The following is a 13171-nucleotide window of genomic DNA, read 5'->3' on the forward strand; positions in this document are numbered from 1 at the left end:
ACTTCCAGTTTGTAGCTGTCATCAAACCTGTTGCGTTTTCTGGTCATGAAAAACTCCTCGATAAATGTATTTTCCACTTATCGAGGTGTCCGGGGAAATTAGACCACTGCAGACTGGCTTCAGCCGGGAAGAGGCCTGCACGAACACCCGCCATTTCACGGCGTGACATCCGACGCCTTCCCGGCTAAAGCCGGTCCTACAATGTGCACGCGGTCAGTCAGTGGGAGCGGCTTCAGCCGGAAAGAGGCCAGCACAAACACCCCAAATTTCGCGGCGTGGCATCCGACGCCTTCCCGGCTAAAGCCGGTCCCAAAATGTGCGCGCGGTCAGTCAGTGGGACTGGCTTTAGCCGGGAAGAGGCCAGCACGAACACCCGCGATTTCACGGCGTGACATCCGACGCCTTCCCGGCTAAAGCCGGTCCTACAATGTGCGCGCGGTCAGTCAGTGGGACTGGCTGCGCGCAATTAACCCCGCGGGCCGCAGTAATCCTTGGCCCACTGCTCCTGCGCCACCAAGTGTTGTTTAAACCGCGCGATTTGCTCGGCCACCCGCACCGGTGACGTGCCGCCCCAGCCGCTGCGCGCCGCCAGTGCAGCTTCCAGCGTCAGGCTCTCCAGCACCTCCGGCGTCAGGCGCGGGTCGGTGTCAGCGAGCATCTTCGGCGTCAGCTCTGGCAGCCCGATGTCCTGCGCCTCACACAGCTGAACCAGCTGCCCGGTGATCTCGTGGGCTTCCTTGAACGGCACACCGCGAACGGCCAGCCAGTCCGCAATTTCTGTCGCCAGGGTAAACCCCAATGGCGCCTGACGCAGCAACTCGTCCTTGCGTACCTTCATCGTGCGGACCATGCCTGCAAAGGCGGGCAGCACCAGATTCAGCGTGTCCACGGCGTCGAAGATGGCGTGTTTGTCTTCGCTCAAATCCCGGTTGTACGACAGCGGCTGTGCCTTGAGCACCGACAGAATCGCTGTCAGCGAACCGATCAAACGACCGGATTTGCCCCGGGCCAGCTCCGCGATGTCCGGGTTCTTCTTCTGCGGCATGATCGAGCTGCCCGTGGCGTAGGCATCGTCCAGCTCGACCCAGCGAAACTGCCGCGACGTCCAGATGCAGAACTCCTCGGCCATGCGCGAAACATTGATCCCCAGCATGCTCGCGCAGAACAGGAATTCGGCCACGTGATCGCGGCTGGCGACCGCGTCGATGGAGTTCTCACACGGCCCGGCGTAACCCATTTCCGCCGCCGAACGTTGAGGGTCGCGGGCGATGGCTGAACCCGCCATGGCGGCGGCGCCGAGGGGCGATAGATTGAAACGCTGATCCCAATCCTGCAGGCGCTGGATGTCACGATGAATCGCCTGGGCATGGGCCATCAAATGGTGACCAAACACAATCGGCTGCGCCTGTTGCAGGTGAGTAAAGCCGGGCGCGATGGTCTCGATATGCGCTTCGGCCTGACTGACCAATGCCTGCTGCAGATCGAGAATTGACAGGGTCAGCACGCGAATCCTGTCACGGAGAAACAGCCGCATGTCATTGGCCGTCTGATCGTTGCGCGAGCGCCCTGCGCGAAGCTTGCCGCCCAGTGTGCCGAGGCGTTCGGTGAGCAGGCGCTCGATGAATGTGTGCACGTCCTCATCGGCGGGAATGGGCTGAATGCTGCCGGCGGCAAAATCCTCGTCGATCGATTGCAGCGCCTCGATGATGCGGCGGGTTTCGTCGGCATCCAGCAAACCGGCGCGCTCAAGCTCGTGGGCGTGGGCCTTGGACCCTGCGACGTCATAAGGCGTCATGCGGAAATAGACGGCGGGCGAGCGTGACAGGTTGGCCATCGGTTCAGCCGGTGCTGACTTGAAGCGCGCCCCCCACAGACGATCCGTTGCATCGGACATATGCATTCCCCCTCAAACACGTGATTGCTGGCGAGCCAGGCGTCGACGACGTCAGGGGATCCTAGAAAAAACCGGCTGCCGTTGAAACGTTACAAATGGCAAGTCGGGTTGGCAGAAATGGAAAGCTGCCTGGTTCGGCCTGCTGAGCAGAAGCGTGGTAGCGACTATTTTTCTGTTACCCCAGGTGCCTGAATGTGGTGAAGTGGCGCCGATTGCACAACCCGATGTTCCCCACGTCGACCTATCGCAGGATGCGCCCATGGATGGTTTCCTATCGCTTTATCAACACCTCGGCTGGACCTTGTCAGTGCTGGTGATGCTGACGTTTCTGTTGGCGGGGACGGTCAAGGGCGTCATCGGCATGGGGTTGCCGACCGTGGCGATGGGCTTGCTCGGCGCGATGATGCTGCCGACCCAGGCGGCGGCGCTGCTGCTGATTCCCTCGACACTGACCAATCTCTGGCAGCTGGCAACCGGCGGGCATCTGCGGGGCCTGTGCGCGCGGTTGTGGCCGCTGCTGCTGACCATCGTCATCGGCACAATGCTTGGCTCCTACGCGCTGGGGCTTGGCAACGGGCACGGCATGGCGAAGGCGCTGGGCGGCGCGCTGTTTGTGTACGCGCTCTGCGGCCTGTTTCTGCCGACGCTCAAAGTACCGCCCGCTGCCGAGCGCTGGCTCGGGCCGTTGTGCGGATTGATCACCGGCCTGGTCACCTCGGCCACCGGCGTGTTCGTGATTCCGGCGGTGCCCTACATTCAGGGCCTGGGGCTGGATCGCAATGAACTGGTGCAGGCGCTGGGTCTGTCGTTTACTGTCTCGACCCTGGCACTGGGTGCTGGTCTGTTCTGGAACGGCGCAGTCGGCAGCGCCGAAATGGGCGCCTCGTTGCTGGCGCTGGTTCCTGCGTTGCTGGGGATGATGTTCGGGCAGTGGCTGCGCCAGCGCATCAGCGCCATTGTGTTCAAGCGGATGTTCTTCATTGGCATGGCGCTGCTGGGCGCGCACCTGATGATTGCTGGCTGATTACGCGGTGTCCGGCCCGCATTCACGCGTTAGGCCAATCAACGTAAATTCATCAATAGCCGCCTGACTCGTGATTCAGGCGCAAATGTATTTTGCCCCTCTGCGGCTTATTCCCCTCTCGCCTGATCGATATTCTGCCGTCCATTCCAATTGAAGATCCTCAATCCGGCACCGCTAAACAGCGGGCTGCATTGACGACGGACGAGGCTTGATATGAAAAAAGTACTGTTTCTCAACGGCGGCAAACAATTCGCCCACTCCGACGGCCGCTACAACACCACGCTGCATGAAGCCGGCCTGGCGCTTCTGGATCGCGCCGGGTTTGACGTGCAGCAGACCTTCATTGACGGCGGCTACGACGTGGCCGACGAAGTGCAGAAGTTTCTCTGGGCGGACGTGATCATCTGGCAGATGCCAGGCTGGTGGATGGGCGCGCCGTGGACGGTGAAAAAGTACGTCGACGAAGTCTTCACCGAAGGGCACGGCAGCCTGTACGCCAACGACGGTCGCACCCGTTCCGATGCCTCCCAACGGTACGGCAGCGGCGGCTTGCTGCACGGCAAGCAGTACATGATTTCCGCTACCTGGAACGCGCCCCAGCAAGCCTTCGACGACCCGGCGGATTTCTTCGAAGCCAAGGGCGTGGATGCCGTGTACTTCCCGTTCCACAAGGCTAACCAATTCCTGGGCATGACCGGCCTGCCGACCTTTCTGGCGGTGGACGTGATGAAGATGCCGAACGTGGCGGCGGACGTTAAGCGGTATGAGGCGCATCTGGCCTCGGTGTTCGGAATCTGAGCGCGAGGAGCGAGTTACTAGCTTCAAGCGGCAAGCGGCAAGCTCACGGCGTACGGCTCTTAGCGCCTGGCCTGCAGCTCAGGGCTTGTAGCTTGTAGCTTGTAGCTTGTAGCTTGTAGCTTGTAGCTTGTAGCTCTTGCCAGCAAGCGCGCTACTATCCGGTCTCTTGTGAGCGGGAGACAACAGTGAAAGTCAGGTCGGATGAGTTGCAGGTGTTTGTCACGGTGATCGAAAGCGGCTCGATTTCCGCTGCGGCCGAGCAGGTCGGGCAGACGCCCTCGGCGATCAGCCGCACCTTGTCGCGACTCGAAGGCAAGCTGGGCACGACGTTGATCAACCGCACCACCCGACGCATGGACCTGACCGAGGAGGGCAAGTATTTTCTCGAGCGGGCCAGGCAGATTCTGGACCAGATGGAAGAGCTGGAAGAACGCATGTCGGTGCGCCAGCAGACGCCGTCCGGTCGTTTGCGGATCAATGCGGCCTCGCCCTTCATGCTGCATTCCATCGTCCCGTACGTCGCCGAGTTTCGTGCGCAGTACCCGGACATCCAGCTGGAGCTGAACAGCAACGATCTGATCATTGATCTGCTGGAACAGAGCACCGATGTGGCGATCCGCATTGGCGTGCTGGCCGATTCCACCCTGCATGCCCGGCCCCTCGGCAGCAGTCCGCTGAACATCCTCGCCAGCCCGGAATACCTCAAAAAACACGGTACGCCGAAAACCGTGGAGGCGCTGAGCGGACATTCACTGCTCGGCTTCACCCAGACAGAAACGCTCAATCACTGGCCGTTGCGCCACGCCGACGGGGATCGGTTGTTCATTCAGCCGACGGTCTCGGCATCCAGCGGCGAGACGTTGCGCCAGTTGGCGTTGGCGGGTGAGGGCATCGTTTGCCTGTCGCACTTTATGACTCACGAAGACATCCGCCAGGGCCGCCTCAACGTCATCCTGCCCCAGGCCAACAGCGGCTATCGCCAGCCGATCCACGCCGTCTACTACCGCAACTCGCAGCTGGCATTGAGGATTCAGTGCTTTCTGGATTTCATTCAGAAAAAGCTGGCGGTGTACGCGGCTTAAGGCTGCTTACTTGGCACTGCATCTTTCGCACTCACTTCCTACCGCAGAAGTTTGCTCGCGCACGTCCATTGTAGGAGCGCGCTTGCCCGCGAACGCAGTGTGTCTATGACGAAAATGCAATCTGACCCACCGCCTTCGCGGGCAAGCGCGCTCCTACAGTGTGTCGTGTGAACCTTCAAGATTTCGGAAACACCCGAGGCATTCGACGTCTTGTTCATCCAGCTGGATGCGCGTGGTCGATTGGGTTTCGGTGCGCCGTCAATCTTGGGCCACCCCGCTGAATTCCGCCCGCAACATCTCCACAAACGCCTCCCGCGCCGGGTGATGCTCGGCGTTCTCGTGCCAGTAAAACAGGTTATCGATGGAGGTCAGTTCAGGGAATTCATAACCGACCCAGCCCGAGCCTTTCCGGTACTGCTCGTAAACCCCTTTGGGCACCAGCGCCACGCCTGCCCCGGCGCTGACGCAGCCGACGATGGTGCCGTAGTTGGCAATGCTGACGATGGGCTGAGTCTGGCCGTCGTGCTGCAACCAGCGCTCCAGCGCCGCGCGATAAGGGCAGCCTTCGGGCCACATGAAAATCGATTTGCCCTGCAGATCCGCGGCGCTGCGAATCGGCCCCATCGACTCGGCGGCAATCAGTACCAGATCCTCCCGGTACATCGATGTGCGCTTGAGCCGTGGGCGTTTGACGTCGATGGCAACAATGGCGCCATCGAGCTTCTGGTTGAGCGTCGCGTCGAGCAGTTGCGTGCCGGTGCCCGTCGTCAGCTCCAGTGACACCTGCGGATAACGCGCATGAAAGCGCGCCAGCAGTCGCGGCAGCCGCGCGGTGGCCGAGGATTCAATGGCGCCGATACGCAACGGCCCGGAGGGCGCGGCATCGGGATGCACCGCGCGTCTGGCTTCGTCGGCCAGACTGAGCATTTTGCCGGCGTAAGTCAGGAAGATTTCCCCCGCCGGGCTGATGCGCAACCCTCGGCCCTGACGGTAGAACAACTCGGTGCCCAACTCCGCCTCAAGCGCCTTGATCCGCGCAGTGATGTTCGACGGCACGCAGTGCAACACCTCCGCGGCGCGGGCAATGCTGCCGGTGTCGACCACGGTCTTGAACATGCGAATCTGGGCCAGTTCCATGCATCACCAAAAGTGAGTGTTTACGTCATTATTGTTCGGTTGTGGTGAGCATAAGTTGTTTCGATACTCGCAGCCATGGGCAGGCGTCGGGCCTGTCGGCAGGAGTTATCGAAATGAGCGTGGTGGCTGAACCTGTTTGCAGTTCGGATACACCGATGAGTGCTGCGGTGCCGTGGCAAGGGATGAAAGTTGCCCTCGCCACGTTCTTCGTGGTCGCCTGCTGGGGCTTTTCGCCCACCGGCATTCGTATCGGTTTGCAGGCCTATGATCCGGGGCATCTGGCGCTACTGCGCTTCCTGATTGCATCGGTGTTCATGCTGCTAATCGCCTCATCGCAACGCATCGCGTTACCGCGCCTGAAGGATCTGCCGTTGCTCGCGGTGTTGGGTTTCTTCGCCGTCAGCCTGCACCACATCGCTCTCAACTTCGGCCAGGCCGGCGTGAGTGCCGGGGCGTCCAGTGTGCTGGTGCAATCGACGCCTTTGTTTACCGCGCTGCTGGCGCATTTTGTGTTCAAGGAGCGGGTCAGCGCCTGGCGTTGGGGCTGTGTGGCGCTCGGTTTGGTGGGCGCGGCGATTGTCGTCACCGGTGATCGTGGCATTGGCCACATGGACGCGCGCGGGCTGCTGATTCTGCTGGCGGCGTTTTCATGGAGCGTTTATTTCTCGCTGCAGAAGCGTCACAGCCATCGGTACGACGGCCTGACCATGGTCTGTTATACGGTCTGGGCGGGCACGGTGTTCCTGCTGATTTACTTGCCGGGTCTGATTGGGGAAGTCTTCAACGCGCCGCTGAGGGTCAATGTGGCAGTGGGTGTGTTGGGGCTGTTCCCCAGCGCACTGGCGTATCTGGCTTGGGCCTACGTTCTAAAGCACATGGACGTCAGCCGCGCGTCGATGAGTTTGTACCTGACACCACCGATGGCCATCGCCATTGCCTCGGTGATGCTGGGCGAGATGCCTTCCGCGCAGGTCATCGTCGGGTCGATAGTGGTGCTTGCGAGCGTCTTGGCCCTGAACCTGCGGCGGGAGCGGGTAAAGCTGATCGTGGCGAGCTGATCGTACCCGGCTGATCGTACGAAGCTTCGGGCTGAAACCTGGTGCCGCTATTGGCTGTAGTATTTTGAAATGCTCTGCTTAGTCAGCTCCAGCACGCGGCGGTTGTCAGCGTTCTGAGCGTCGCCCATAGGGACGCCGTTGTAGCGCAGATCGGGATTGGACCAGGCGTTCAGGACTGGGCAACCACTCGACCATGGCACGCAGGGATAAGCCATGAGTGTTCTCCATTGTGCAGCGTCAACTGTGTAGCGATATCCATGGGCATAGGAATACGGGCCCTGTCCTGAGTCGTTTTCAGGGTTGTGGCGAGCAGACTGTAAATGACCCAGCTCATGGGCGAATGTCTGGTTGAAGATGCATCGATAGTTCACGGCAGCGACTGCTGTAGCGGCAGTCGAGCCTACCTGTTTTGCCAGGCCGCAAAGATAATCGCCCTCAATAACGCGGCCGTAATCATCAATCAGCATGACCACGTCGCTGAAGGACTCCTCCCTGATGACCATACTGTCGTCCATGTACCCATCCTTGGGATCCATCAGGCGATTCATGTCCAAATCCAAAAAGTTGGATGAGCTGTAGTTCGTCACTTGGTATGCACTCAACCTGAGGCTGATGCCGATATCACTGTTGATATAGCTTTGGTTCGCCTGAGCGACTGCCAGCTGCATCAAGGCGAGCATGTCGCCGTCATAGGCGTCCACGGCTCTCTGCATGATGACGGTGAATACGTCTATAACCACATTACCCGCCGATTCGGTCGGTGATGATTTTTCCAGGACAGCCCCAGATCCAGATGGCATGGGTGCATTGACCTCATGGGGCATTTCCGACTCGTCCAGTTCCACGATGAGGTGCTTGCCATTTTTCATAGGCCATAGCCAGAAGAGTCTGGCGCCGTGACGAATGACGCCCGTTACACCGGTCTTCGACTTAACCAGCGTGATTGAATTGAGAGGATCCTGTCGTGCTGCGTTGAACGGCTCAATATTGATATGCGGCTCTAGATTTCCATACCAGACAGTCATGTCTGACACGTCCTTTTCGCGCGCTTCATCACGCGGAACAGACACTTTGGAAGGCTGGTTCAGTTGTTCACTGCGAACGAATGTGGCCAACAGCGTTGCTCCATCCACCTCCAGCGCCAGGGTCGAATGATCTTTAATCTGGCTGGCGTCGATATGCGCTTCGCTTATCTTGATGGTCCCTGGGAATGAATGCTGCGCTTTCAACGTCGCTGATGCGTCGAAATCTCGCTCATCAAGTGGCCGGCCTGATTTCAGAAATGGCGTCTCAGCGGCCGTTGCCGGTGTGCCCGCCGCCAGGGGCATCAGGAATACTAACCAGGCCAATATCCTTATCACGGTGGTGCTCCGTTCTGGTTAAACGCCCAGTGGCTTTACTTGATCGTAGGTATTTCAAGACGCTGTATTAGATTCGTTGGCGATGCAGACAAGGGCTGTTATTGCGATTGATTTCGGACCGCAGGGATGATGTGCGGCAGGTTGAATCAGTTATCGAGTGCTTCAGGTCAGACCACGAACGGCGTTACACCACAGGACTGGCCAAACTCATCACGGGGCAAGCCGGTTACCCGCGTGTGGCCGTTTGCGTTTGCGGCAAGTTTCATCATTAATGTGCAGCGGGACCGTTAGTCTCTTCAGCCTCCAGACAGCACATCAGTAACAAGCTGTCGTATTTGTCATCAAGGAAGCCCCATGCGTGCAGTGATCCTCAAAACCCTTGCCCTGTCGGTGATCTTCGCCGCGAGTTCGCCGGTGTATGCGGTAGTGCTTGAAGGCGGCGCCGTCGCGTCTCCCGATCAATACGGTGCTCAGGTCGCTGCACAGATTCTCAAGAAGGGCGGCAACGCCGTCGATGCCGCTGTCGCCACGGCGTTCACGCTGGCGGTCACCTACCCTGAAGCTGGCAACATCGGCGGCGGTGGCTTTATGACCCTGTTCATGAACGGCCGGCCTTACTTTCTCGACTACCGCGAAGCCGCGCCGAAAGCGGCCACCCGCAACATGTACCTGGACGACAAGGGCGAGGTCATTCCGGGCATGAGTCTGGTCGGCGCGCGTGCCTCGGGGGTGCCCGGCACCGTCATGGGGCTGTGGGAAGCCCATGAGAAATTCGGCAAGCTGCCGTGGGCCGAGCTGCTGACGCCGGCCATTGGTTATGCCAAAAACGGCTTCAAGGTCGCCGACAAGCAATACATGTATGGCGCTGAAGCGATCAAACAGCTCAACGGCAAGACCAATTTCGCGGATTACTTCGGCGACATGAAGACCGGCGAGACCTTCCGTCAACCGGAGCTGGCCAAGACCCTGGAACGCATCGCCAACAAAGGCGCCAACGAGTTTTATCAGGGCCAGACGGCCGACCTGCTGGTGGCGCAGATGCAACACGACAACGGCCTGATCACCAAAGAGGATCTGAAGGATTACAAGGCGATCTGGCGCAAGCCGTTGCACGTCAACTTCAACGGCAACACGCTCTACACCGCCCCGCTGCCCAGCTCCGGCGGCATCGCGCTGGCGCAGTTGATCGGCATGAAGCAGCAGCTGGCCGATGACTTCAAGGACGTGCCTCTCAATTCGGCGCGCTATATCCATCTGGTGGCAGAAATCGAAAAACGGGTGTTCGCCGATCGCGCCAACTACCTGGGCGATCCGGACTTTTCCGTGCCGCCGGTGAGCCAACTGACTGACAACGCCTATCTGGCCAAGCGCGCCCATGAGGTCAACCCGACGGCGATTTCACCCACGGAAAACGTGAAGGCCGGGCTTGAATCGCACCAGACCACGCACTTCTCCATCGTCGATGCCAAGGGCAACGCCGTCAGCAACACCTACACCCTGAACTGGGATTACGGCAGCGGCGTGGTGGTGAAGGGCGCAGGCTTTTTGATGAACGACGAGATGGATGATTTCAGTTCCAAGCCGGGCGTTGCCAACGCGTTCGGCGTGGTGGGCGGGGATGCCAACGCCATCCAGCCCGGCAAGCGCATGTTGTCGTCGATGAGCCCGAGCCTGGTCACCCGCGACGGTGCGGTCACCCTGGTGCTGGGCACGCCGGGCGGCTCACGGATTTTCACCACGGTGTTTCAGGTGCTGAACAATATCTATGACTTCCACATGCCGCTGAAAGATGCGGTTGCCGCGCAGCGGGTTCATCACCAGTTGCTGCCGAAAGACACGATCTACACCGAGAAATTTGCCCCGCTGGCGACCCCGGTGGCTGACGAGCTGACCAGCATGGGTTACACGCTGAAGGACCAGGGCTGGTCTATGGGCAATGTGCAGGTGATCAAGATCGACGGCACGAAAGTCGAAACCGCGTCCGATCCGCGTGGGCGGGGTGTGGGGATGGTTGTGAAGTAAGGGCATGACGGCTGATTGATCGTTCCCACGCTCCGCGTGGGAATGCATCTCTGGACGCTCCGCGTCCGCAGTCCAATCGCGTGGAGCGTCAGCAGCGGCGTTCCCACGCAGAGCGTGGGAACGATCACTCGGAGGAGTGAGCCCTAGTGATGCTCCCGCGTTGCGCGGAATTTCACGTCTGGCCAGCGCTCTTCCATCAAGGCCAGGTTGACCCGGGTTGGCGCGAGGTAAGTCAGGTGACCGCCGCCGTCCACTGCCAGGTTTTCCACCGCCTTGTTCTCGAATTCTTCGAGCTTCTTCTTGTCGCTGCAGTCGATCCAGCGGGCTGACCACACAGTGATCGGCTCGTAGGCGCATTCCACTTTGTATTCTTCCTTCAAACGGCTGGCGACCACATCGAACTGCAGCACACCGACGGCGCCGAGGATGATGTCGTTGCTGCGTTGCGGGAAGAACACCTGCGTGGCGCCTTCCTCGGCCAGTTGCTGCAGACCCTGGCGCAGCTGCTTGGATTTCAGCGGATCCTTCAGGCGTACGCGGCGGAACAGCTCCGGGGCGAAGTGCGGGATGCCTGTGAAACCCAAGGCTTCCCCTTCGCTGAAGGTGTCGCCGATCTGAATCGTGCCGTGGTTATGCAGACCGATGATATCGCCGGCGTAGGCTTCTTCCAGCTGTTCACGCTCGCTGGAGAAGAAGGTCAGCGCGTCACCGATGCGCACATCCTTGCCGGTGCGCACATGGCGCATCTTCATGCCTTTATCGTACTTGCCCGAACAGATGCGCATGAATGCGATGCGGTCGCGGTGCTTGGGGTCCATGTTCGCCTGGATCTTGAACACGAAGCCGGTGAATTTCTCCTCGACCGGCTCCACCGTCCGCTCGTTGGCGACGCGGGCCAGGGGCTCCGGCGCCCAGTTCACCACCGCATCAAGTACGTGGTCGACACCGAAGTTGCCCAGCGCTGTACCGAAGAACACTGGCGTCAGTTGGCCGTCGAGGAATTCCTGTTGGTTGAATTCATGACAGGCGCCTTGCACCAGTTCCAGCTGATCGACAAAGCGATCGTACTCATCACCCAGGTGAGCGCGCGCTTCATCGGAGTCCAGCTTCTCGATGATTTTTACCTCGGTGCGCTCATGACCGTGACCGGCGGTGTAAACGATGATGTAGTCGTCGGCGAGGTGATAAACGCCCTTGAAGTCGCGGTAGCAACCGATCGGCCAGGTGATAGGTGCGGCCTTGATCTTCAGGACCGCTTCGATCTCGTCGAGCAGCTCGATCGGGTCGCGAATGTCGCGGTCGAGCTTGTTGATGAAGCTCACGATCGGCGTGTCGCGCAGGCGGCAGACGTCCATCAGTGCGATGGTGCGGGGCTCAACGCCTTTACCGCCATCGAGCACCATCAGCGCCGAGTCGACAGCGGTCAACGTGCGGTAGGTATCTTCGGAAAAGTCTTCGTGGCCCGGGGTGTCGAGCAGGTTGATCATGTGATCGCGATACGGGAACTGCATGACCGAGGTGGTGATGGAAATGCCGCGTTGCTTCTCCATTTCCATCCAGTCGGAAGTGGCGTGACGGTCGGATTTACGCGACTTCACCGTACCGGCGACGGAAATGGCCTTGCCCATCAGCAACAGCTTTTCGGTGATGGTGGTCTTACCCGCATCGGGGTGGGAAATGATGGCGAAAGTGCGGCGTTTCGCGACTTCGGCGGCCTGTCTGGTCATGGGAAATCGCCCGAGAGGTGATTCAAAAAAAGGGCGGCGATTATAGCCCAAACCAGAGCAATAACCGAACCGTTCAGTCAATAAAGGGTGGCCAGATACCATCGCACGTGGGAACCTTTGCGGTTAAGGAGACGTCCATTCCCTGGTATCGCTACATGCCAAGGGTTGCAAAATCAGCAAGTTAGCTTGACGAAGCTGCGCTCATGGCTTGTGTTTTCGCCGAGGTATCAACCTTTCCGGCGACCCACCCGCTGCTCTTCGCGAACGTTCGCGTGCTGCCTGAAAAGGCCGGTTCCACGCCAGACGTTCGCCGACTGAAATAAGGAGTCCGCCCGTGGCAAATCGCTATGGCAAGGGGCTGTTGGGAGGTGTGATTGTCATCGCACTCCTGGCCCTGCTGGTCCAATGGATCGGCATCAGTACCATCAGGCAATATCAGGACGATCTGCTGTTTTATCTGCAAGCCCACGTCTGGCTTGTGCTGGCTTCGATGCTGGCGGCACTGGTAGTCGGGATCCCGACCGGCATTGTCCTCAGCCGACCTAACATGGTTGGCCGCGCCGAACGCTTCATGCAGATCTTCAACATCGGTAACACCGTTCCTCCTCTCGCCGTGTTGGCCATCGCTCTGGGCATCCTGGGCATCGGCAGCGGTCCGGCGATCTTCGCTTTGTTCCTCGCTTCGTTATTGCCCATCGTGCGCAACACCTACGAAGGCCTGAAAAACGTTCAGGGTTCCCTTAAAGAAGCCGCGCGCGGCATCGGCATGACACCGCGTCAGGTGCTCTGGCGTGTCGAATTGCCCAACGCCGTGCCGATCATCATCGGCGGTGTGCGCGTGGCGTTGGCGATCAACGTCGGGACCGCGCCACTGGCGTTCCTCATTGGCGCGAACAGCCTGGGCAGCCTGATTTTCCCCGGCATCGCCCTGAACAATCAGCCGCAACTGGTGCTGGGCGCCGCGTGTACCGCGTTGCTTGCGCTGCTGCTCGATGGCGCCGTGACCCTGGCAAGCCGTCTCTGGCTGGAACGCGGCCTGGCTCGATAAGTCGAGCCCCGCTGAGAAAG

At 59.8% G+C, this 13171-nt stretch carries 10 protein-coding genes; 6 read left to right on the forward strand and 4 right to left on the reverse strand.

All coding sequences use genetic code 11. From position 1 onward, the window contains the following. Positions 1–466: 466 nt before the first annotated feature. The gene (gene argH, locus ACYAR8_RS19960) at positions 467–1894 is read right to left on the reverse strand and encodes an argininosuccinate lyase (RefSeq protein WP_463580845.1); all 1428 of its coding nucleotides are present in this window, start codon (positions 1892–1894) and stop codon (positions 467–469) included. Positions 1895–2153: 259 nt separating this feature from the next. Between argH and ACYAR8_RS19965 the strand changes: the two genes are divergently transcribed. From ACYAR8_RS19965 to ACYAR8_RS19975, 3 genes are all read left to right on the forward strand, one after another. Beyond that, on the forward strand, positions 2154–2918 hold the full coding sequence (locus ACYAR8_RS19965) for a sulfite exporter TauE/SafE family protein (protein ID WP_463580846.1): 765 nt from the start codon (positions 2154–2156) through the stop codon (positions 2916–2918). Between the two features lie 213 nt (positions 2919–3131). Beyond that, positions 3132–3716 carry an NADPH:quinone oxidoreductase MdaB gene (mdaB, locus tag ACYAR8_RS19970; protein ID WP_463580847.1) on the forward strand — a complete coding sequence of 195 codons (585 nt, stop codon included), beginning with the start codon at positions 3132–3134 and terminating at the stop codon, positions 3714–3716. A 185-nt stretch (positions 3717–3901) separates the two neighbouring features. Next, on the forward strand, positions 3902–4798 hold the full coding sequence (locus ACYAR8_RS19975) for a LysR substrate-binding domain-containing protein (protein WP_463580848.1): 897 nt from the start codon (positions 3902–3904) through the stop codon (positions 4796–4798). A gap of 258 nt (positions 4799–5056) precedes the next feature. Here the strand turns inward: ACYAR8_RS19975 and ACYAR8_RS19980 are convergent, their stop codons facing one another. After that, positions 5057–5935 (reverse strand): LysR family transcriptional regulator, encoded by an 879-nt coding sequence (locus tag ACYAR8_RS19980; RefSeq protein WP_463580849.1) that lies wholly within the window; start codon positions 5933–5935, stop codon positions 5057–5059. A gap of 155 nt (positions 5936–6090) precedes the next feature. Between ACYAR8_RS19980 and ACYAR8_RS19985 the strand changes: the two genes are divergently transcribed. Further along, on the forward strand, positions 6091–6993 hold the full coding sequence (locus tag ACYAR8_RS19985; RefSeq protein ID WP_463580947.1) for a DMT family transporter: 903 nt from the start codon (positions 6091–6093) through the stop codon (positions 6991–6993). Positions 6994–7040: 47 nt separating this feature from the next. On the opposite strand, the gene ACYAR8_RS19990 is transcribed toward ACYAR8_RS19985, so the two are convergent. Further along, positions 7041–8354 carry a M12 family metallo-peptidase gene (locus ACYAR8_RS19990; RefSeq protein ID WP_463580850.1) on the reverse strand — a complete coding sequence of 438 codons (1314 nt, stop codon included), beginning with the start codon at positions 8352–8354 and terminating at the stop codon, positions 7041–7043. 354 nt (positions 8355–8708) lie between these two features. Between ACYAR8_RS19990 and ggt the strand changes: the two genes are divergently transcribed. Further along, positions 8709–10376: a gamma-glutamyltransferase gene (gene ggt, locus ACYAR8_RS19995; RefSeq protein ID WP_463580851.1), complete on the forward strand. Its 1668-nt coding sequence runs from the start codon at positions 8709–8711 to the stop codon at positions 10374–10376. Positions 10377–10519: 143 nt separating this feature from the next. On the opposite strand, the gene ACYAR8_RS20000 is transcribed toward ggt, so the two are convergent. Beyond that, positions 10520–12103, reverse strand: coding sequence for a peptide chain release factor 3 (locus tag ACYAR8_RS20000; protein ID WP_074886592.1), 1584 nt, complete (start codon positions 12101–12103; stop codon positions 10520–10522). 334 nt (positions 12104–12437) lie between these two features. Here ACYAR8_RS20000 and ACYAR8_RS20005 point away from each other — a divergent pair, with 334 nt between their 5' ends. After that, positions 12438–13151: an ABC transporter permease gene (locus tag ACYAR8_RS20005; RefSeq protein WP_074886589.1), complete on the forward strand. Its 714-nt coding sequence runs from the start codon at positions 12438–12440 to the stop codon at positions 13149–13151. Positions 13152–13171: the final 20 nt, after the last annotated feature.

It is taken from the genome of Pseudomonas sp. HP_01, from assembly GCF_055284355.1.